Annotated in this window: 17 protein-coding genes; 9 read left to right on the top strand and 8 right to left on the bottom strand. The window is 64.8% G+C overall.

The window, feature by feature from the left end; translation table 11 throughout:
• The 3 genes from pilM to NXS98_RS13495 form a co-directional block, all read right to left on the bottom strand.
• Positions 1 to 1,902, bottom strand: a complete 1,902-nt coding sequence (gene pilM, locus NXS98_RS13485) for a pilus assembly protein PilM (RefSeq protein WP_283845539.1) — start codon at positions 1,900 to 1,902, stop codon at positions 1 to 3.
• Between the two features lie 171 nt (positions 1,903 to 2,073).
• Positions 2,074 to 3,057 carry a UDP-glucuronic acid decarboxylase family protein gene (locus tag NXS98_RS13490; protein ID WP_283845540.1) on the bottom strand — a complete coding sequence of 328 codons (984 nt, stop codon included), beginning with the start codon at positions 3,055 to 3,057 and terminating at the stop codon, positions 2,074 to 2,076.
• A gap of 144 nt (positions 3,058 to 3,201) precedes the next feature.
• A complete protein-coding gene (locus NXS98_RS13495) occupies positions 3,202 to 3,789 on the bottom strand; it encodes a thioredoxin family protein (RefSeq protein ID WP_283845541.1) in 588 nt (195 codons plus the stop codon).
• 116 nt (positions 3,790 to 3,905) lie between these two features.
• Here NXS98_RS13495 and NXS98_RS13500 point away from each other — a divergent pair, with 116 nt between their 5' ends.
• Positions 3,906 to 6,029, top strand: coding sequence for a tetratricopeptide repeat protein (locus NXS98_RS13500; RefSeq protein WP_283845542.1), 2,124 nt, complete (start codon positions 3,906 to 3,908; stop codon positions 6,027 to 6,029).
• Here NXS98_RS13500 and NXS98_RS13505 read toward each other — a convergent pair.
• Positions 6,007 to 7,002: a metallophosphoesterase gene (locus NXS98_RS13505; RefSeq protein ID WP_283845543.1), complete on the bottom strand. Its 996-nt coding sequence runs from the start codon at positions 7,000 to 7,002 to the stop codon at positions 6,007 to 6,009. The two genes, NXS98_RS13500 and NXS98_RS13505, sit on opposite strands and share 23 nt — an antisense overlap.
• A gap of 181 nt (positions 7,003 to 7,183) precedes the next feature.
• Here NXS98_RS13505 and NXS98_RS13510 point away from each other — a divergent pair, with 181 nt between their 5' ends.
• Genes NXS98_RS13510 through NXS98_RS13530 form a run of 5 tightly spaced genes read left to right on the top strand, consistent with a single transcriptional unit; the run spans position 7,184 to position 13,631 of the window.
• Positions 7,184 to 8,680 (top strand): hypothetical protein, encoded by a 1,497-nt coding sequence (locus tag NXS98_RS13510; protein WP_283845544.1) that lies wholly within the window; start codon positions 7,184 to 7,186, stop codon positions 8,678 to 8,680.
• Positions 8,681 to 8,684: 4 nt separating this feature from the next.
• Positions 8,685 to 9,440 carry a pyridoxine 5'-phosphate synthase gene (locus NXS98_RS13515; protein ID WP_283845545.1) on the top strand — a complete coding sequence of 252 codons (756 nt, stop codon included), beginning with the start codon at positions 8,685 to 8,687 and terminating at the stop codon, positions 9,438 to 9,440.
• Positions 9,440 to 9,814: a holo-ACP synthase gene (gene acpS / locus NXS98_RS13520; protein ID WP_343214151.1), complete on the top strand. Its 375-nt coding sequence runs from the start codon at positions 9,440 to 9,442 to the stop codon at positions 9,812 to 9,814. The genes NXS98_RS13515 and acpS overlap by 1 nt, the downstream gene beginning before the upstream one ends.
• The gene (locus NXS98_RS13525) at positions 9,811 to 10,389 is read left to right on the top strand and encodes a L,D-transpeptidase (protein WP_283845547.1); all 579 of its coding nucleotides are present in this window, start codon (positions 9,811 to 9,813) and stop codon (positions 10,387 to 10,389) included. The genes acpS and NXS98_RS13525 overlap by 4 nt, the downstream gene beginning before the upstream one ends.
• Before the next feature lie 17 nt (positions 10,390 to 10,406).
• Positions 10,407 to 13,631: a BamB-related PQQ repeat family beta-propellar protein gene (locus NXS98_RS13530; RefSeq protein WP_283845548.1), complete on the top strand. Its 3,225-nt coding sequence runs from the start codon at positions 10,407 to 10,409 to the stop codon at positions 13,629 to 13,631.
• On the opposite strand, the gene NXS98_RS13535 is transcribed toward NXS98_RS13530, so the two are convergent.
• From NXS98_RS13535 to NXS98_RS13550, 4 genes are all read right to left on the bottom strand, one after another.
• Entirely contained in the window at positions 13,595 to 14,686 is a 1,092-nt protein-coding gene (locus NXS98_RS13535) for an adenylate/guanylate cyclase domain-containing protein (protein WP_283848180.1), read from the bottom strand. The genes NXS98_RS13530 and NXS98_RS13535 overlap by 37 nt on opposite strands.
• 49 nt (positions 14,687 to 14,735) lie before the next feature.
• Positions 14,736 to 14,972 carry an FmdB family zinc ribbon protein gene (locus NXS98_RS13540; protein WP_283845549.1) on the bottom strand — a complete coding sequence of 79 codons (237 nt, stop codon included), beginning with the start codon at positions 14,970 to 14,972 and terminating at the stop codon, positions 14,736 to 14,738.
• Positions 14,973 to 15,050: 78 nt separating this feature from the next.
• Positions 15,051 to 16,625 carry a substrate-binding domain-containing protein gene (locus NXS98_RS13545; protein WP_283845550.1) on the bottom strand — a complete coding sequence of 525 codons (1,575 nt, stop codon included), beginning with the start codon at positions 16,623 to 16,625 and terminating at the stop codon, positions 15,051 to 15,053.
• Positions 16,626 to 16,790: 165 nt separating this feature from the next.
• On the bottom strand, positions 16,791 to 17,996 hold the full coding sequence (locus tag NXS98_RS13550; RefSeq protein WP_283845551.1) for a homospermidine biosynthesis protein: 1,206 nt from the start codon (positions 17,994 to 17,996) through the stop codon (positions 16,791 to 16,793).
• A gap of 181 nt (positions 17,997 to 18,177) precedes the next feature.
• Here NXS98_RS13550 and NXS98_RS13555 point away from each other — a divergent pair, with 181 nt between their 5' ends.
• The 3 genes from NXS98_RS13555 (at position 18,178) to pgsA (ending at position 21,016) form a co-directional block, all read left to right on the top strand.
• Positions 18,178 to 18,693 (top strand): helix-turn-helix domain-containing protein, encoded by a 516-nt coding sequence (locus tag NXS98_RS13555; protein WP_283845552.1) that lies wholly within the window; start codon positions 18,178 to 18,180, stop codon positions 18,691 to 18,693.
• 93 nt (positions 18,694 to 18,786) lie between these two features.
• Complete coding sequence (gene rimO, locus NXS98_RS13560) at positions 18,787 to 20,445, top strand: 30S ribosomal protein S12 methylthiotransferase RimO (RefSeq protein WP_283845553.1); 1,659 nt, start codon at positions 18,787 to 18,789, stop codon at positions 20,443 to 20,445.
• Positions 20,429 to 21,016 carry a CDP-diacylglycerol--glycerol-3-phosphate 3-phosphatidyltransferase gene (gene pgsA, locus NXS98_RS13565; protein ID WP_283845554.1) on the top strand — a complete coding sequence of 196 codons (588 nt, stop codon included), beginning with the start codon at positions 20,429 to 20,431 and terminating at the stop codon, positions 21,014 to 21,016. The genes rimO and pgsA overlap by 17 nt, the downstream gene beginning before the upstream one ends.
• The last annotated feature ends 25 nt before the right edge of the window (positions 21,017 to 21,041 follow it).

Raw genomic sequence — 21,041 nt, forward strand, 5'->3', positions numbered from 1 at the left:
TCAGAACGGAATCGGGCGTTTCAATTTGACCAGCAGCTCGGTCTGGAAGGTGTTGCTGGACACCGTGATGGTGCTCTTGAAGGCGGTCGCGTTGGTCGCGGCCGGGTTGGTGTCAAACCATTGGGGGTGATTTTGCAACTGCTTCAAAAATTCGTACGCCACCGTCGTGTTGCCCGCCGGGTCCACCGGCGTCATGTCCACCGCCCGGATTTTCAACGTCAAATGCGTGATGCTCACCTCCGCCGGCACGGCGTTGGACATGCTGGCCAGCACCGCCTCCTTGTTGAGCACCTCTCCGGTCACAGGGTCATGAATGGGCGCCACCGGCGTCTGCTGGCCGGCCACAATCGAATCCCATGAGCGCAACCCCCGCCGCCGCGGGCCCTGGACAGGCATCGCCAGCGTGGTCTGCTGTCCGGAAGAAGTGTCCCCCAGGGAAATGTCCTCAATCCAGATGCCCGTGTCCTGCTTGAGAAGCTGGCGCGTGGACGCCTCGGTGGCCACCAGACACTCCCGCAACACCCCCAGCAAATCCGCCCAATAGGTGCGCATCTCCAGCCAGCCTTTCAAAATGTCCGCATCCTCCACCAGCTCGCGCAGCATCCGCTTTTCCTGCTCGATGTTGTTCTGCGCCGAGCTTAAGGGCTGAATGTCCACGGTGAGCTTGTCAATGGTGTCGCGCTTGACCTCCACAATCTTCTGCTGCAACACCCCCACCGCCAGAAACACCAGCGCCAGACTGAACAGCGCCGCCAGAATGAACGGTTTCTTGCGGTTGAACTCCTCCATCGCCTGCGAGCTGCGCGGCATCAGGTTCATCTCCACCGGGCAATGGGCCAGATTCCGCAGCCCCAGTCCCACCTGCTCGCCCATGGTGTGCGCCACCTTCTGCAGCTCCTCCAGATTCACCCCCGGGTCTATCGCAATGTTGCGCAGCGGATTGAAATAATCCACCTGCCCCGGCTCCCGCAAATTCAGCTTTTCCGCGAAAAATTGCGCCACATACGGCATCACCGAGACCCCGCCCGAAAGCAACAACCGGTCCGGCGCCGAGCCGCCCTGGTTCTGCTTGTAGTAATTGATGGTCTGGTTCATCTGGATGTGCAGGCGCGTCATCACCTGCCGGGCAATCTTGCTGATCGCCGCCGCCTGCGGGTCATCCGGTTCTTCGTACGCGCCGCCCAGGCTCACAAAGCCCTTTTCAATCTTCAGGCGCTCGGCCTCCTCAAACCGCAGCCGGAATTCATTGGCGAATTCCTGCGTAATCATGTTGCCGCCAATGTTGATGCTGCGCGCAAACACCTTGCCCTTCTCGAAAAACAACAGGTTGCTCGTGCGCGCCCCGATGTCCAGCAGCATGGTGCAGCCGGGCAAATCACTGTAATTGAAGCGGAAGGCGTTGATGAGCGCCGCCGGCGACACATCCACCACCTGCAGCCGCAGGCCGGCGCTTTCAATAATCCGGTGCAACCCCTCGGCAATGTCCGTCTTCAGCGCCACCAGCAGCACCTCCAGCTCGCCCCCCGGCATGGTGCCCAGAATCTGGTAGTCCCACACCACCTCCTCCAGCGGAAACGGCACGTTTTGCTGCGCCTCGTACTTGACTATCTGCTCCACCTTGGCCGCGTCCACCGGCGGCAGTTTCACAAAGCGGGAAAACACATGAAAACCCGGCGCGCACAAATTGACGTGTTTGGCGCTGAACTTGCCGCTGCCCAGCATTTCCTGCAGCGCCGTCAGGGTGGCGGTTTCCCGGGTGGATTCCTGCGCCCCTTGCAGCCCCAGGTTGGTGGTCGCAAACTGGCGCAGGCGCAGGCCGCCCTGATCGTTCAAATCAAACTCAGCCAGTTTGAGTGTATTCGCCCCGCAATCCAGTGCGAGAAATGATTTTACTTTCAGCATGCCATCACGCCGCCCGGAGTTCGCCGGGCCGCCGCCTGCCCGTCCCCCACGGCCAAGGCTCGCAGTCGTTAATCCAAATTTCCCACATGGTCAATGCCAAACAGCCGGCTCGGTGCCATGTCGCCACAGCACCGCCGCACCTCGGTGTCTCATTGCCATGCGCCATTCGTTTTACACTTTTCCCCGAAAATAAGAAATAGTTTTTTCCAAGCCCTCGCTCAAACTCACCCGCGGCTCCCACCCCAGCCACCGCCGCGCCCGCGTGATGTCCGGCTGCCGCTGCCGCGGGTCATCCGCCGGCAACGGTTTGTACACAATCCGGCTGCGCGAGCCGGTCAACCGCAATATCTCCCGCGCAAACTCCAGCACCGTGATTTCATGGGGGTTGCCGATGTTCACCGGCTCCGCATGCTCGCTCATCATCAACCGGTAAATCCCTTCAATCAAATCACTGCAATAACAAAAGCTCCGCGTCTGCGTCCCCCGCCCAAACACCGTCAGGGGCCGCCCCTGCAACGCCTGGCTGATGAACGCCGGCACCACCCGCCCGTCATTCATCCGCATCCGCGGGCCGTACGTGTTGAAAATCCGCACAATCCGCGTCTCCACCCCATGTTCCCGGTGATACGCCATCGTCATGGCCTCGGCAAAACGCTTGCTCTCATCGTAACACCCCCGCAACCCCACCGGGTTCACGTTGCCCCAGTACTCTTCAGTCTGCGGATGCACCAGGGGGTCACCGTAGATTTCCGAGGTGCTGGCAAGCAGGAAACGTGCCCCCTTGGCCTTGGCCAGCCCCAGCGCCTTGTGCGTCCCCAGCGAGCCAACCTTCAAGGTCTGAATCGGCAGCTCCAGATAATCCACCGGACTGGCCGGCGACGCAAAATGCCATACGTAATCCACCGGCTCATGCAGATACAGATACTCCGTGACGTCCTGCTTGATGAAACGAAACCGCTCGTGCCCCGCCAGGTGGGCAATATTTTCCACCGTCCCGGTTACCAGATTATCTATGGCGATTACTTTATGACCTTTTGAAAGTAGATAATCCACCAAATGCGACCCCAAAAAACCGGCCCCACCCGTCACCACAGAAATCGGTGGCTCAGCCCGGCGCGTGGATTGGCCCGCACGCTTTTTTGCTGTTTTTCCCATAGTTAGGGACGCAAAAAATCCCGCAGCCCGTCCCGCCTGTCAATGTTAATTCCCCCGCCCCCCCAGCCCCCCCGGACGGGACACCCTCCACCGGCGCCCTCCGCCCTTCCTGCCCGTGGGCGGGAAACACCAGCGCGCCGCCGCTTAAATCTTGAAATAATCCGGCTCGTTGCCCGGCTTCCACTTGATGTTGCAACCCAGGCTGGGCTTCTGCACGGCAGGGGGCGGATGTCCGGCCAGCGCGGCCTCCAGAGCCGCCCGCAAATCCTGCCCCGTCACCGGCAGCGGATGCTCCACCCGCGGGCGGCTGTCATCAAACTGCCCCCGGTAAAACAACCGCCGCTGCCGGTCATAAACAAAGAAATCCGGCGTGCACGCCGCCCGATAAGCCTTGGCCACCGCCTGCGACTCATCGAAGAGATAGGGAAAAGTGTAACCCGCCGCCGCCATCTCTTCAGCCATCCGCGCCGGGCTGTCTTCGGGATAGGCCGTGACATCGTTGGCGTTAATCCCGACCGCCGCCACGCCCCGGGATTGAAACTCCCGCACCAGCCCGGCCAGCGCATGGCGGATGTGTTTGACATAGGGGCAGTGATTGCACAGAAACATGACCAGCAGCACCGGCGCCGCCTGAAAATCGCTCAGCGCATAATACCGGCCGGCCGGGTCCGGCAACCGGAAATCCGGCGCTGGCGTGCCCAACTCCACCATGGTCGAAAGTGTCTTTGCCATGCGCTTAACATGCCGTGCCTTGCCGCCAATGCAACCCCAGCCCGCTCAGCCCCCTTGTCCCTTCCCTGCTTCAGGAAGGTTGGCGGGCCGGGGGATTCTCAGGTAATGTTTCCCCAATGTCGCATCACACCTTGCATGCCGGCCTGCGAATAACCCTGCTCCTTGGCCTGGGGTTGGGCATCGTGTGCGGGACGCTGGCCGCGCCCCTGGAGACTTCCTTGCCGCCAGAAATGCCGCCCGGCCTCCTGAGCCTGATGGGCGCCCTGCGGCAGAAAGCCGCCCCGCTGGAACGCCAACTGGCCCAAGCCTTGCAAAAAGAGGACTTTGCTCAGGCCGAAAAACTCTGCCGCCAGCTTACCAATGATCTTCCCTACTACTCCCATGGTTTTTACAACCTCGGCTGCCTCCGCTCCCGGGCCGGCCTGACCCATGAAGCCTTTGCCCTGCTGGAAGCCGCCGTGGAGCGCGGCTTCAACGATGCCCTCCACATTGAGCGCGACCCCGACTGGGAAAACCTCCGGCCCGACCCCCGCTTCAAGGCCATACTGGAGCGCGCCCGGCGCACCCGCCCCTTGATTGCGTGGTACCGGCCCACTCCGGCTGTGCCCTCCAACGGGGTGGCTTGGGTCAGCGATGCCAATACCGCCGCCGCTCAATCCGGCCTTTTCCGCGCCGAATTCAAACTCAACCCCGCCGCCGTCACCAACCTGCCCATCACCCAATGGAAACATGAAGCCGGCGATTTGCTCCGCCAATGGTGGGCCGCCGGCACTGCCGCCGGAAACGGCGGCGACCTCTACGACAACCGCGATGGCGACCATTCCAATCTGCCGCGTGAGTTGTTCCCCCAATTGACCTATGTCGAATACGCCCCCGAAGCCAAAGCCCTGGAATTGCACTGGGGCATTGCCGCCCACCTTATGCTCCAAGGAGGCGTGGTCATCGGCAATGCCTCCGTGGCCTCCGTCATGGGGCCTTTCTGGCGCAGCATGACCCGCGCCGCCTACACCTCCCCCGGCCCCTTGAGCCTGCTGCCCGCCCAGTACTTTGCCAACCAAATCTACTTCTACCCCAGCCATCGCGATTACCAGCCGGGCCACAACGGCAAATTACCCGATGGCCGCGAAGGCGGGTATGGGGACGTTTTCCCCGCCAACACCCCCTACGTCATCACCTCACTAGGCTCCAGCGGGTCAGACCAGCCGTTTTTACAGGCGGTGGCCGCCACGCTGGCCGCCTTTCAGCCGGAAGTAAAACAAGGACTGACCACTCGCGGTCTCATCGCCCCCACCATTCAGTATCTATTGCGCCGCAGTCTCAATAACGTGAACAGCCGTGAGGACTACCTTTCCGGCAAGGCCCATCCGCCGGTGTTTGACGCCAAACACCTGGACCCCAAACGCATGGTCACCCTGGCCCACGAGCTCCGGCCCGAGAGCCTGCCGCCGGTGGTCATCTTGCGCGTGGAAAAAGAAGACAAGCCCCTCCCCAACCGCGACTTCTTTGAGCCGGTGGACAGCGAGGAATTATTCACCACTGTGGCCGCCATTGCCCGCGTCATGCGCTCCACCCAACTGCGCCGCGCCATGCTGGTCAATGCCTCCGGCAGCCGCGATGTCAGCCAGCGACCCCTGCGCTTCCACTGGGTGCTTTTGCAGGGCGACCCCCGCAAAGTCCGCCTGCGCACCTTCGACGCCCAGGGCAGCCGCGCCGAAATTCAAGTGGACTGGCACCCGCGCTTTCCCATCGCCGGCCCCCCGGGCATGGCCGCCAACCGGGTGGATGTTGGCGTCTTTGCCGATAACGGCGTGCATCTTTCCGCCCCCGCCTTCATCACCTGGTACTGTCCGGATAATCAGGAGCGCGTTTATGACGAACAGGGCCGCATCCGCTCCATTACCTACACCGGCGAATTTGAACCGGGCAACTATGCGGACCCCATGGTAGTGTCGGCGCGCTCGTGGCGGGATGAATACCATTATGACAATAGCGGGAAATTGACCGGTTGGACCCGCTGGCGCGGCGGCATTAGTGAGGACTTTAACGCTAACGGTGAGTTAATTATCAAAAAAGATGCCTCCGGACTGCCCTTGGAAACCCGCCGCGTGCGTTACACCTTGCGCCCTCGTCCCAACCTCCCCCCGGCCCTTGAACAGCAAATCCTGGACCCCGCCGCGCCCGCCACCCCCCTCACCAACACCACCAGCCGGCCGTTGCTCAATGCGCCGATTGCGCCGTAAGCCACGGCAGCCGATGCCGTTGAATCCGCAATGGCGCTTCCGCGCCGGGATGGAGTTGCAGCGTTAAAAATCCACCATCCTTGAACAACTGCGTCCCCGCGATGGAAGGGCACAAGACCACGTTGAATGGCTGCCAGTCCTGGGCGCGACGCAGGGCGGAGCTTAACCGCCGGGGCACGTTGCCCAAGTGCCGCACTTCCGGCATTCCCGCCAGCCAGCCACTGGCCCGGAAGACCACCGGTGTGTGCAAATGCCCAATGATGGTGTGCTCCACCTGATTCAATCGCGCCGCCACCGCCTGTTCTTCCAACAGAAACGGCAGCGCCGTCGGGTCATGGCAAAACAACAACACCCGCTCGCCCGCCCGCAACCCTCGAAACGCGGCCCGAATGGCCTCCAAATGCTCCGCCCGCCACGCCTGCCATTGCGGCAATTCTTCCGCCAGCCCCTCCCGCCCATACACCGGCAAGGCTAGCAGCGTGGAAGTCACCCCCATCAACACATACCGCCCCAACCGCAGCTCCCAAAACGGCTTCAATCCCAAACCCTCAACCGCCCGCCGAAAACTCTCCGCCCGCAGCCCGCCCAAATCCCCCCCCAGCCGGCGCTTGCCCAGCTCATGGTCGCCGATGGTCGCGGCAAACCGCTCGCCTGCATGTTGCCGCAACTGCGCCAGACATTGGGACGCGCTCTCAAACGCCCCCTCCTCCATCACCCCCAAAAAGGCGGAATCGCAGGAATAATCCCCGTTCACGATGAGCCAGTCCGCCGGCGGCGCCAGATGCAGGAATTGGCGCAACTGCACATAATGCGCGGTCAAATCGGCCATCCAGACCCAGCGGTAATACGCCCGCACATACCACCGCATCCACCAAGGCCGCAGCCCGCGGCTTTCGTAACCGCGGCGCCGCCTCTCGGTGGGTCCGGCGTAATGAAAATCACTCGCCACCAATACTGTTAATGCCTCACCCATGACCTCACCGCCGCAAACTTTCCCTGAACCGCGCCCCCTGCGGCAAGGCAATTCCATGCCACCGCCGGGTCCTTGGCCTCCCCGCACCCATCACGTCCCGCCCGCGGGTGTCCGTCCACCGCTCCGCCCCGGCAATTTGATTGCGTTGCCCGCCGTTTTTTGGCATGAACAGGCCGTATTTATGATGAAATCTCTGTTTGCGGCGATGGCTGCCGGGGCCGTGTGGCTGGCCGGCAGTGTGGCTTCCGCCAGCGCGGCGGAAACTTTCCTCGTGCAGGCGCATTTCGCCGGTGTGCAGGCCTTGCAAAAAATGGCGGCCGGCAGCCGCTTGCTGAAAGCGGAAGCCCTGCCCTCCGCCCGGCAATGGCAGGAGGACGTGGCAGCCAAGGTGGCCCTTCTGGGGCCGGAAATTTTCAATCTGGGCATCGCCACCAATGCCGCGCCTCAACTGCGCCCGTTGGTGAATGACTGGTGGCAATACGGCGGGCTGCTGGAAATCAAGGGCGCGGCTGCCCAGCGGCAAACTTTGGTGGCCCTCCGCCTGCCGGCAGAACGGCGCGCCGCATGGAAACAAACCCTGGACGCCCTGCAGAAGGCTCCCGGCGCCAAACTGGCCTCCAGTGAGGAAGGCTCCTGGCTGGTGGCCGCCGGCGGACCGCAGGCCGCCGCCGCCGTGAAGCAATGCCTGGCCCAAATCAAAGCCGGCAAGGCCCCGGCTTTGTCGGCGGAAACCTGGTTGTACGCCCGGTTCAACGGCCAGGCCCTCGCCCCCGCCCTCGGCTTGCCGGTGGAGGCCGACTGGCCGGAGGTGGAGCTGGAGTTTTCCAGCAAAGGGGAGGATGTCCGCGTGCAGGGCACCTTGCAGTTTGCGCGCCCCGTGGCGTGGAAACCGGAGCCGTGGCGTGTCCCGCGGCCGCTTATTCGCGAGCCGCTGGTCAGTTTCACCGCCGCCAACGGCGTGGCCCCGTGGCTCAGCAAGACGCGCTGGTTCCAGGGCCTCGAACTAAAAAACGCGCCCAATCAGGTGTACGGCTGGAGCCAGTCCGGCATGCCGTTGCTGGTGCAGGCGGCGGCGCGGCTGGAGGACGCCACCAACACGGTGACGCGGCTGGCCAACAAACTGCCGCCGGTGGCTTACCAGATTATCGGCGGCAGCAAAGTGGGCGACTTTTTCTGGGTCAGCAACCGCGCGGAGCTCCTGTGGCAGGGCCTGCCGCTGATGTCCCCCCTCCTCAAGGCCACGCGCACGCCCGAAGGCGAGTTTGTCTGGGTGCAAATGTTTCCCGCCCCCGCCACCAGCACCAACCCGCCGCCGGAGCTGTTTGCACAGGTGAGCAACCGGCCCAACCTGGTGTATTACAGTTGGGAAATCACCGAGCAGCGGCTGAACAGTTGGCGGCAATGGTTCCAATTGCTCCCCTTGTTCAGCCACGTCCGCCAGGTTCCGGCCAATTTGCCGGGGCAGACCTGGCTTCAGGCCGCCGCGCCGCTGTTGGGCAACACGGTCACCGAAATCACCTTTGTCTCGCCCCAAAAAATGAATTTCGTGCGGCGCGGGCCGGTGGGGCTGACCGGATTTGAATTGAACCTGCTGGCGCGGGCGCTGGACCTGTGGGGGCAGCCGCCTGATTTTGGCAAATTGCAAAAACCGCCCCCCAAGGCCCCGTCCGCCCAATAGTCTCATGCTCAAACTCGGCGTTAACATTGACCACGTGGCCACCGTGCGCGAGGCCCGCTACCGGGGCTGCGGCCACGGCGAGCCCGACCCCGTGGAGGCCGCCCGCTTGTGCGAGCAGGCGGGGGCGCACGGCATCACCGCCCATTTGCGCGAAGACCGCCGCCACATCCAGGACCGGGACGTCTGGAAATTGCGCGAAATCGTCACCACCCGCCTGAACCTGGAAATGGCCAACTCCCCGGAGATTATTGGCATCGCCCTGCGCCTCAAACCGGACATCGTCTGCATCGTCCCCGAGCGCCGCCAGGAAATCACCACCGAGGGCGGCCTGGACGTGGCGGGACAACGGGAGGCCATCCGCGAAACCCGCCAGCGCATGAACGAGGCCGGCATCGAGGTCAGCCTTTTTATTGCGCCGGACCCCGTCCAGGTGGAGGCCGCCGCCAGCACGGGAACACAATTCATTGAGCTGCACACCGGCGCCTTTGCCGAGGCCTGGCCCGACCCCGCGGCGCGCGCCGTGGAAGTCGAGCGCCTGCGCCAGGCTGCCGAGCTGGCCCACCAGGCCGGCCTGCGCGTCAACGCCGGCCACGGCATCCACTACCAAAACCTGCGGGACCTGTACCGCGTCCCGCATCTGGTCGAGCTCAACATCGGCCACAGCATCATCAGCCGCGCCGTGATGGTCGGACTGCCGGCCGCCGTTCAGGAAATGCTGGCCCTCATGCGAGACTATCCGGCAGGAGGCGGGGCCGCATGATTTTGGGCGTGGGCATAGACATCATTGAAGTCGCCCGCATCGAGCAGTCCTACCAGCGCTTTGGCGAGCGTTTCCTCAACCGCATCCTGCGGCCGGCGGAAATCGAGTACTGCCTGAGCTTCAAACACCCCGGCCCGCATCTGGCTGCGCGCTTTGCCGCCAAGGAGGCCGTCTCCAAGGCATTCGGCACCGGCATCGGCTCCCAATTGAGCTGGCACGCCATTGAAGTGCAACGCCGGCCTTCCGGCGAGCCGTTCATCACGCTCCACGAGGAGGGCCTGGTCCTGCTGGCCAGCCGCGGCGGGCGCCAGGTCCTGGTGAGCCTCACCCACACCACGCAATACGCCGCCGCGGTGGCCCTGTTGGAAGCATGAACCCGCCCGCTTTATGCCGTCTGCCAGCCGCCTTCGAGCGGGCCTGTGAACGGCGCGGCGTGCTCCTCACGGAGTACGCGCTGGCCGTCAGCGTGCAGCGCCAGCGTCTGCGCCTTTTCGTGCGCCTGCCCTGGCGCCACAGCGCCGCACCGCGCCCGGCCGTGGCGCTGGTGCGGGAAATGCTCATCTCCACTTCGCGCTTTGGCGTGGGCCAGCAGGAAAACTCGCAGCAAACCCCGCTGGGCCTTCACCGTGTCGCCGCCAAAATCGGCGGCGGCTGGCCGCCCGGCGCCGTGTTCAAGGCCCGCCAAATGTGCGGTTACACCTGGCAGGGACAACCCCAGGCGCGCATCGTGCATCGCATCCTCTGGCTGGCCGGCCTGGAGCCGGGCTTCAATCAAGGCGGCCGCGTGGACAGTTTCCGCCGCTACATCTACCTCCACGGTTTCAGCGACCCGCTGGCCCTGGGGCGCCCCGCCTCGCATGGATGCATCCACCTGGGCGCCGATGACCTGCTCCTGCTTTTTGACTTGCTGCCCGTCGGCACGCTGGTTTGGATAGGCAGGGATTGGTAACACAACCGGGTCAGCTCATGAGCCATCGTTATATGCTTTTCGTCCGTCGTTGCCGCCTGAATGTGGTGACCGGAATGCTCCTTGCCCTCGGCGCCATGTCCCTGCCCGCCGCCGCGCCGGGGGAAATCTTGTGGACCTTTCCGGTGGGCGTGAAAATCCAATCCTCCGCCGCCCTGGGGCCGGACGGCACCCTCTATTTCGGCGCGGACAATGGCGCCCTGTACGCCCTGCGGCCGGACGGCCAGAAAAAATGGGAATTCCGCGCGGCCGGCGCCCTGGCCGCCACGCCCGTGGTGGGGCCCGAAGGCACCATTTACCTCGCCGGCACCGACCGCCTGATTTACGCGCTGCTGCCCGATGGCCGGGAGAAATGGCGCGTCATGCCCGGCAGCGGCTACGTCAGCTCGCCCGCCTTGGGGCCGCAGGGCATGTTGTATGCTGGTTCGGTGTTTGGCACCTTGTTTGCCATTGAACCCGCCGGCTTTCGCAAATGGGAATTTCCCGCCAATGGCAACATCGTCTCCTCCCCCGCCATCAGCGCCGCGGGCGTCATCTATTTCGGGTCTTATGACACCAATTTCTACGCCGTCAATCCGGACGGCTCGCGCCGCTGGTACGTGGACACCGGCGATAAAATTGGCTCCTCCCCGGCGATTGACGCGCAGGGCAATGTCTATTTTGGCAGCAACGACCAATACCTCCACGCCGTCAGCCCCTTCGGCGAGCGGCTCTGGGAAGTCCGCACCGGCGGCCCGGTGCGCGGCTCGCCGGTGATTGCCACCAACGGCATCGTCATCTTCGGCTCCGATGACCGCAAACTGCGCGCCGTTTCTCAGGAGGCCCGTGTCTTGTGGGAGTTTGCCACCGAAGGCTGGATTCGCAGCACACCCGCCCTGGCCGCCGATGGCTCCATTTACTTTGGCTCCTATGATGGACGCTTTTACGCCCTGGACGCCCAGGGCCGCAAAAAATGGGCCATCACCACGCCCGACGCCATCAGCACCTCGCCGCTCCTCACCACCAATGGCGTGCTCTATTTTGGCGGATGGGACGGGCGTTTCTACGCCGTGCAGGCCGATGCCGGCCTGGCAGCCACCCCCTGGCCGCTCTTCCGGGCCAACGTCCGGCGCACCGGCTCCCTGGCCCCGGAAGGCCGGCCCCCCGCCGTCGCGGCCACACTGCCGCCCCCGCCGCCCCCGCCCGAAGCAGAACCGGAAATCATCCTGCCGCCCGTCCGGCAGCCCACCTTCACCAATCGTGCCGCGCCGCCGCCCATTCGATTTACGGACATCACCAGCACCCCGCGCGAGTTAATCCTCAGCAACCAAACCGTGGTGGTGAAGCCGCTGACTCCCCCACAGCGCCCGCCCGCCGAGCGCATCCGCAATGACCGCACCCCGCCCAAAATCAACCTGCGCTCGCCCGAGCCGCGCGTGCGCCTCACCAACCCCCTGCTGGTCATCACCGGCACCGCGCGCGATAATGAAGGACTCGCCCGCGTTGAATATCAACTGGACCAAAACGATTTGCAGGCCGCCGAAGGTCTGGGCGAGTGGACCATCCGCCAGCAAGTCACACCCGGCGCCCATCGCGTGCGCGTGCGCGCCGTGGACCTGGCCGGGCTGGTCTCCGACTGGGTGGAGGTGCAATGCGAATACGTCCTGGCCAGCCCCCTCCTGCTCCAAATCGTCGGCCAGGGCGAGGTCACGCCCAACCTCTCGCGGGACCTCCTTGAGATTGGCCGCACTTACACCCTCACCGCCAAACCCGAGCGCGGCTGGACCTTTGCCCGCTGGACCGGCGGCGTGAACTCCGAAAAAACCACGCTGGAATTTGTGATGCGCAGCAACCTCGTGCTCATCGCCAATTTCGTCCCCAAAACCACCGCCCCGAAAGAAGCCCCCGACGCGCCGCCGGCCGAGACCCCCGAACGCCCCAGCCTGGCCGTCACAGTGACTGTCTCCGGCGCGGGCACCGTCACGCCCGACACCCGCGGCCGCAAATACACCGCCGGCAAAACCCTCAGCCTGCAGGCCCGCGCCAATCCGGGACACCGCTTTGCCGGCTGGCGCGGCAGCGTGACCTCTTCCGATGCCGAGCTGCATCTGCTGCTGCGCTCCAACATGACCTTGGAAGCGGTGTTTGAACCCGGCCCCTTTGTGGAGCGCCAGGGCGCCTATGCCGGCCTAGCCTGGGTCCCCTCCGCCGTCGGGCTCGACAACAGCGGACTGGCCCAATTCGAGGTGGACACCGAAGGACACTACCAGGGGCGCTTGTGGTGGAGCGGCCAGGCGCACGTGCTCCGCGGCCAATTCGATGCCGACGGCCGCGCCCGCCAGTTGCTGGCGCGCTCCGGCGAAACCACTCTGGCCTTTGAACTCAGCCTGACCTACCAGATGCCCGGCGCCCCCCCGCAGGCGCTTCTGGGCTGGGTGCGCGATGGCGAATGGACTTCACCCCTCACCGCCCGCCGCGCCGCCCGCCGCCTGCCGGAAGGCCTCGCCGCCGGCGCTTACACCGCCGCCCTCGTCCCCCGTAATCTTCCCCCGCAAGTCCAGGGTGACGGCTGGCTTCTCCTGCGCCTTGCCCCGCCCCATCAGGTGACCCTCGCCGGACGGCTGCCGGACGGCACGCCCCTGGAAGCCAAAACCGTGCTCGGCGAGGATGGCCATTGTCCGGTGTATCTGCCACTCTACGGCGGGCGCGGCGCCTTGCTGGGCTGGTGCCAGTGGGACCCCCAGAAAAACCCGCCGCTGACCGGCCAGCTCGCGTGGTTCAAGCCACCCTCGCCCAAAGACAAGCTGCTTCCCGCCGGCGCCGCCGGGCTGTTGATTGTTTGCGGCCAGCGCGCAGAGCCGTCGCGCCCGGGGCGTCCCGCGTGGACGGCCCCCCAGGCGGTGCTGGCCTTCACGGGCGGCCAACTACCCGAAACCTTGGGCAGTGTCCTGGAATGGGATGAACGCGGCCGCCCCCGCTTTGCCCTGGCTGCGTACGAAAAAATGGAGTTTCGCCTGGACCCCGAACACGGCCTCTTTGAAGGCGCGTTCACCCATCCCACCACCCGCAAAAGCACGGTTTTCCAAGGCGTATGGCTCCCGCAAATGGGCTGGGGTTCAGGCTGTTTTGTGGACGGCGAAACCATTGGTCTGGTCAGCTTGACGCCCGCCACCAATGCGCTGCCGGCCGCCGCGGAGGCCGCTGCCGGTCAGGCGCCCGCGCCCAGCCGGCCCAGGAGCAAATAAGCCGGCACCGGCCCGATGCCTTTGGCCTCCACTGTGCCGGCCGAGGCAAACTGGTATTTGTGCTGCAACCGCTCCGCGGTGGCGGCGCTCACCTGGATGGAGCCGGGGCGGCCGCTGGATTCCAGGCGGCTGGCAATGTTCACCGTTTCCCCCCACAAATCATACGAAAACTTGCGCGTCCCAATGATGCCCGCCACCACCGGCCCCGTGTGGATGCCGATGCGCATTTGCAACAAATGCCCGGTGTGCATGTGCATGGTGCGCATCAGCTCCTGCATGTCCAGCGCCATTTCCGCCACCGCTTCCGGGTGGTCCGGCCGCGGGTTGGGCACGCCGCCCACCACCATGTAGGCGTCGCCAATGGTCTTGATTTTCTCCAGCCCGTGGCGGTCCGCCAGTTGGTCAAAGGCGCTGAAGATGGTGTTGAGCACCTGCACCAGCTCCGCCGGCGTGATGCGGTTGGCCAGGCGGCTGAACCCCACCAAATCGGAAAACATCACCGTGCACTCCGGGAAATGCTCCGCAATGTGGTCCTCTCCCTCCTTGAGCCGCTGGGCAATGGAGGACGGCAGCACGTTGAGCAGCAGCCGCTCGCTGCGCTCCTGCTCCTGTTCGAGCCGCCGCAGAAAATCCGCCTCCATGTCATAGAGCCGCTTGTGCTGCAAGGAGGTCCGAATGCGTGCCTTCAGCAGCGTGGTTTGAATCGGCTTGGTCAGAAAATCATCCGCCCCCATCTCAATGCAGCGAATGGCCGTGTCCACATCCGTCATCCCTGACAGCACAATGACCGGCACCCGCCGCAGGCGCAAATCATTCTTGATGCGCTGGAGCACGTCGTAGCCGTCAAACTCCGGCATGGCGAGGTCCAGCAGCACCAAGTCAAACCGCTGAAACTCCAGCGCCTCCAGTGCCTCCAGCCCGTTGCAGGCCGGCAGCGGCGTCAAATGCATCTGCCGCACCAGCGAACACAGCAAATCGCGGATGATGTCATCATCCTCCACGATGAGCACCACGGCCGGGGCCGTCTCACCGCCACTGCTGTCCGCTGGGGGCATCACCCGCAGAGCTTACGCCCGGCGCCCGCGCCGGGCCAGCCTTTTTGCTTTAATGATGGTGGGCGCCCCCGCGGCAGGCGCACGCGCACCCGCCGCCGCCACAGCCGCCCTCGCTGGAGCTGCTGCTGCTGCTGGTCCCGGCCGTGGCCGAGGCAAACACCGAAAGTTTCTTGCTCAGGCGCGTCGAGCCGCAATGGGGGCAGAGCGCGCCCTGCCATTGCGTCGAACGCACCAGAATCTCGCTGTCCTTGCCGCACTTTTCGCAATGAAATTCGTAAATTGGCATACGCTGCCTCTTATTATACCGCACCGCCCGTGCGGCTCAAGCGCCCAGAAAAACCTGCCGCCCGCCGGCGCCCCTCATTCAGGGCCCGGGCGGCGGGGGCGGCGGCATCTTCGGCTCCACCGGATGGGGCCCCAGCCGCCAGCCAAATCCCAGCTCCACAAAACGCTGCCGCGACTCCGCCGCGCGAATGCGCTCGTGCAGTCGGGCGGCCAGTTGCGGGTAACGCGCCTGTTTCCCCACCGCCATGGGCTGGATGGCAAACGCCTCCGGGAGCGCAATGGGCAGGGACTCTGTTTCGTGGGCCACCAGCGCGCCGTTGCTCACGTACACAATCACGGCATCCAGCGAGCCGGCGCGCAACTGGTTGACCAGAAAATCACCCGTGGCCGACTCCACTTTGACATTGGGCCGAATCAGCTCATAGAGGCCGTGGGCGAGCAGCATCCGGCGCGTCAACGCGCCCAGCGTGCTTTGCTGCTCGTGCGCCACCCCCACCCGCAAGCCGGGCCGCCCCAAATCCCGCAGCTCGCGGATGCCTTTCGGATTGCCCTTGGGCACCAGGATGATGATGGGGTTGGACGAGATGTCCTCGCCCGGCTCAAACAAGTCCTCCACCATCGTCAGAAAGGATTTATCGCACGCAAAATAGGCATCCGGCCGCTGGCCGGCCTTCATCTGGGCCACCAGAATGCCGCAACCGTTGTAAATGCGGTTGACCTTCACGCCCTCCCGCTGCTCGAACTCCTGAATGGTCTTTTCTATGGCCGGCCGCAACATGGCGCCAGCGTACAACGTCAGCTCCGGCGTTTCGCTCCAGGGGTCCCCGCCTTCCGCCCGGTATCCATGTCGGGCCAAAACCGGCGCGCCCCGGTCCCGCGCCGCCAGGTAACGCGCAAACCGCAAGGCCGCCGTGGGCTGCTGGCTCGCCGTCAACACCCCCACCACCACCTGCGCCCGGCACTCCGCCAGCTCCGGCACCGGCACGGCCTCCAGCTCCGGATACTGCGCCAGCAACGCGTCAAAAATAAACCCGGCATCCACCGTCCCCAGCTTGATATCGTTGGCCACGTCATTCACCGTGGGTTTATAGACGCGCGTGCGCCCGGCCACGGCCTCCCAATGGCCCGCTTTTTGCAGCGCCTGCTGCGTCAACCGCCCCACCGCCGTCGCTTCGGCACTCGCCTGCGCCAGGCTGACCGTGGGCGCGCGCAAATCCGCCAAGCTGCGCAGGTTCTTGGGATTGCCCCGGCGCACCGCCAGCACCACCTGCATCCTGGCCAGCGGGATTGTTTCGGCCACCAGACCTTTCTCCCGCGCCAGTTGGATGTATGAATCATCCCCCGGCAGGTACAAATCGCCCCGCCGGGCCACCTCCAGCGCCGCCAGCATCGTCTGCGAGCCCCCAAATTGAAGTTGCACCGGCACGCCGTAGAGCTTTTGGTATTCGCGCGCGAGCTCCTCCACTGGCGGCTTCAACCCCGCCGCGCAATACACCACCAGCGGCGGGCCGCCCGGAAGCGCGGAAGCCGGCGCCCGCAGGAGCTGCCACACCAGCAACCCCATCACCACCGCCGACACCACCGCCACCAACAGGGCGGGACTCAGCCTTCCTCGTTCACAAGGCCCGGGCCTCTCACTGTGCCTGACGCGCATGTATCTTTTTATACCAAAGACTCCCTGCGCCTGGAATCAAATCCGGCGGACTCGCGGCCGAGCATCGCGCAGGCGCCCGGGCACACCGCACCCCTGGCAGGCGGGCTTCCCCGCCCGCCCACGCCACCGGGACATCCCCTCCGCGCGCGCCGGCCCGCTGGCAGCCTAATCCAGCACCGGGTCGCTGCCGTCGAGCATCTTCACCTTGTTGTGTTTGAAGTACTCGCGGGTGAGCGCCTTCACCATGGTGGCGCGCTGGTCATACAGCCGGCGCAGTTTGCGCGGCTTGTGCTTGGCCAGCGCGTAATGTGTGAAGAGGGGCATGGCGATGGTGGTATCCGTGTAGCACACCACCGCGTCGGGCAGCCGGTCCGGGTCCACCTTGCCCCAGCTCACCGCCTCGCTGGGCGTGGCGCCGGACAACCCGCCGGTATCCGGGCGCGCGTCCGTAATCTGGAAGAAATAATCCTGCCCGTATTCTTTGATGCGCAGCACTTCCTGGATTTGCGGCTCGGTCTGCAACATGAAATTCTTCGGGCTGCCGCCGCCCCACAACACCACGCCGCTCTTGCCCCCCGAGCGCTTGGCCGCGAGCACAAACGCCGTGGTCTCGTTCACGTCAATCGAGGGATTGATGCGCAGCTTGTTGCCGCGCAGCTCCACCCCGGCCACGTTCATGCCGATGGTGGAATCGCCCGGCGAGGAGGTGTAGCACGGCACGCCGGCACGGTACGCCGCCGCCAGCACCGACACGTCCTTCAAACCCGCCTTGCGCTCCCATTCCGCGCAGTACCGGCCCAGCAGATAATGCAGCTCGGCCGTGCCCATCTCCTTTTGAAACTCCGGCTGAATCAGAATGGAACGCAGAATTTCATCGGTGGCCATCAGACAGTCGCTGTAGCCGATGAGCACATCATAAATGCGCACAATGTCATTCTGCCGCAGCTCGGTGTCGTCCAGCTTGAAGCTGCCCACCCGCACCGGGAAGTTCAGCGCAAAGTGCATGTCGTGGTACAAAATGGCGCCGGTGGACACAATCCAGTCCACAAACCCCGCCTTAATCAACGGGATGATGCACGAGCAACCCAGCCCCGCCGGCGTGAGCGCCCCCGAGAGGCTCATCCCGATGGTCACCTCCGGCTCGAGCATCTTTTGCACAAACAACTGGCACCCTTCCTTGAGCCGCGCCGAGTTGTAGGCCAGAAACACTTCGTCCACCAGGTACTCCACCGACTCCTTGCCGGTGAGGTTCTTGGGCAAAATGCGCTTGCCGGAAAGGTAGCGGTCCCGATGCGGGCATTTCTTTTTCTTGAGCCAGTCGGGCATGTCGCTCAAGTCTTCACGATAACGGCTGTGGCGTTTTTCTTTCATGTTATGTTTTTTATGACAAAGCCGGACTTAATGTACGTTCCGCCACGGGAAAGCAAATCTTTTTCGCGCCCCGCGCCCGGCCGGGCAGGGAAGGCCTGGCGCTTGCAGGCGGGGCCGCGGGCAAATCGGCCATTGTCAAAAAGCCGCGGGCTGGGGTAAGGTGCGGCATTGCATGCCGTCCGTGGCTGAACAATTGCGAACCGCGCGCGAAGCCCGCAAGCTGACCGTGCACGATGTGGCGGAGGCCACCAAGATCCGCACGGATCACATCCGCGCGCTGGAAGAGGGTAATTACGACGTCTTTGTGGCGCCGGTGTACATTCGCGGCTTTGTGCGCAGCATCGCCCGGCTCCTGCATTTGGAGGAGTCCGCCATCATGGCCGACCTCGAGGCCGAGCTGCAGCAAACCGAGAAGTTCAAGGAGCCGCCCCCGCTGACCAACGTCCCCCGCACGTGGGTGGATGTGCTGATGCTGCAATTTTCCCGCGTGCACTGGGGCATTGTGCTGCCCGTGCTCGTGGGCGCCGTCCTGGTGGTGGCGGCGGCGTGGGGATACCGGGTCTGGTGGCGCTACAAAAACACCGACCCGCTGGCCCCGCTGAAACCCGCCATGTACCAGCCCCGCCCGGATGCCCGGGATTTGTATTTGCCCTTGCCGTCCACCAACCCCCCGGCCCGGCCGCCCCGCGGCAAATGATGCATCCCGCCGGCGCCATTTTCCCCTTTTCCCCCCCATGCCATGCACGGCCAGGCGTTGCGCCCGCGGGTTTTCGGGGACATTCTATGCGCCATGAATGAGCTGGCCTCCAATCCGGCGCCGGCGGTGGGCTTGGTCTCGCTGGGGTGCGCCAAAAACCTGGTGGACGCGGAAATCATGCTGGGCGCGTTGTTGGGAGCGGGCATGAGCATCACCAATGACCCCGCCCGGGCGGATGTGCTGATTATCAACACCTGCTCCTTTATTGACGCCGCCCAGGAGGAAAGCGTGGACACCATCCTCGAATACGCCGCCCAGCGCGACCGCCTCCGCCCCGCCCAGGGACTCATTGTCTCCGGCTGCCTCCCGCAGCGGCATCGCGAAGAATTGCCGCGCCTGCTGCCGGAGGTGGATGTGTTCATGGGCGTGGACCAGGTGGCCCAGGTGGCCGAGCTGGTGCAGCAGGCCCTGCGCCATCGGGCCGCCCAACTGGCCACCACCCCGCGCCGCGCCAATCGCCAGCAGCTCCTGGCGCGCCTGGCCGAGCTGGGCGCCGGCGAACCCGCCGAAGCCCGGGCCGAAATCCGCCAGCCCGCCGAAGACCGGCACGGCCGCCGGCCTCCCACCAGGGTAACTCTGGCGCCGCCCCCGCCCGCCGTGCAGGTGCATTTGCGCCCGCGCTACATTCCCGATTATGCCACGCCGCGTTTCCGGCTCACGCCACGCCATTTTGCGTATGTCAAAATTGCCGAGGGCTGCAATCACCCGTGCAGCTTTTGCATCATTCCCCGCCTGCGCGGCAGCTACCGGAGCCGTCCGCTGGAGGACGTGGTCCAGGAGGCCCGCCAGTTGGTGGCCGAAGGCTGCCGGGAGCTGAACCTGATTTCGCAGGACACCACTTACTACGGGCGCGACTGGCGGCGGGCGGCCACGGCGGCGGCGGCGGAGACGCCGGACTTGTGCGCGCTCCTGCGGGCGCTGAACGCCCTCGAGGGGGATTTCTGGATACGCCTCCTCTACACCCATCCGGCGCATTGGACGGAGGAACTGATTCAGACCATCGCCGACTGCCCCAAAGTGGCCCGCTACGCCGACATGCCCCTCCAGCACATTCACGAGGTCATGCTCGAGCGCATGCGGCGCGAAACCTCCCGGGCGTACATCGAAGATTTGCTCGCCCGCATCCGCGCCGGCATCCCGGGGATTGCGCTCCGCACCACCTTCATCGTAGGATTTCCGGGTGAGACGGAAGCGCGGTTTGCCGCGCTGGTGGACTTTGTGCGCAAAGTGCGTTTTGAACGACTGGGCGTGTTTGCCTACTCCCGCGAGGCGGGGACACGCGCCGCCCAGATGCGCGGGCAGGTGCCGGCCGCCGAGCGCCAGCGCCGCCGCGAATTGCTGATGGCCGCGCAGCACGAGGTCGCCCGCGAAGTCGCCGCGGGTTTTGTGGGACGCACCCTCCGAGTGCTGGTGGAAGGCGAGGCCACCGCCCGCCAATTGCAGGCGGCCCGGGTGGACTCCTGGGAGCACGGCCTCCTGCGCGAAGCCGATGCCGGCGCGCGCCGGCTGCGGGGCCGGTACGCCGTGGCCCGGGGCGAGGCCGATGCGCCGGACATTGACGGCCGGGTGTACATCCGCGGCGGCCCGCTGCCGCCGGGGGAGTTTGCGACCGTGCGGATTGTGGGCCATACCGATTACGATTTAATGGCCGAGCTGGAGGGTGGCAACGCAAGACATGAATCTGCCCAATAAACTGACCATGGCGCGGCTGGTGTTCACCGCCGCCTTCCTGATGGCGTTGTTCATTCCTTTTCCCCTCCACCATACCGCCGCCCTGGTCTTGTTTTCCCTGGGAGGCCTCACCGACCACCTCGACGGCCGGCTGGCGCGCAAGCACAACCTCATCACCAATTTCGGCAAGCTCATGGACCCGCTCGCCGACAAAATCTTCACCTGCTCGGCCTTCATTGCCTTTGTGGGGTTGAAGCTGATGCCGGCCTGGATGGTGGTCATCATTGTGGCCCGTGAGTTTGCCATCACCGGCCTGCGCATGCTGGCGGCCACCCAAAACCGGATTCTGGCGGCGGAAGGCTTCGGCAAACACAAAACCGTGAGCCAGATAATCTGCATCCTCGCCATGCTCGTCAGTCTGTGCGGCCCGGAATGGGGAGCCTTGGGACGGTTTTTCCTGCTGCCCCTGGGGGGCGTGCCCTGGGTGGACCAACTGGCCGTGGCCATGCAATGGATTACCGTGGGGCTGACCATCATTTCCGGCACGCTGTATCTGTGGCGCAATCACCAATTGTTCACCGCCGGCGCCTGAACCGGCAGCCGGCGGCAAGCCCCAC

It is taken from the genome of Fontisphaera persica (assembly GCF_024832785.1).
Taxonomy (GTDB): Bacteria; Verrucomicrobiota; Verrucomicrobiia; order Limisphaerales; family Fontisphaeraceae; genus Fontisphaera; species Fontisphaera persica.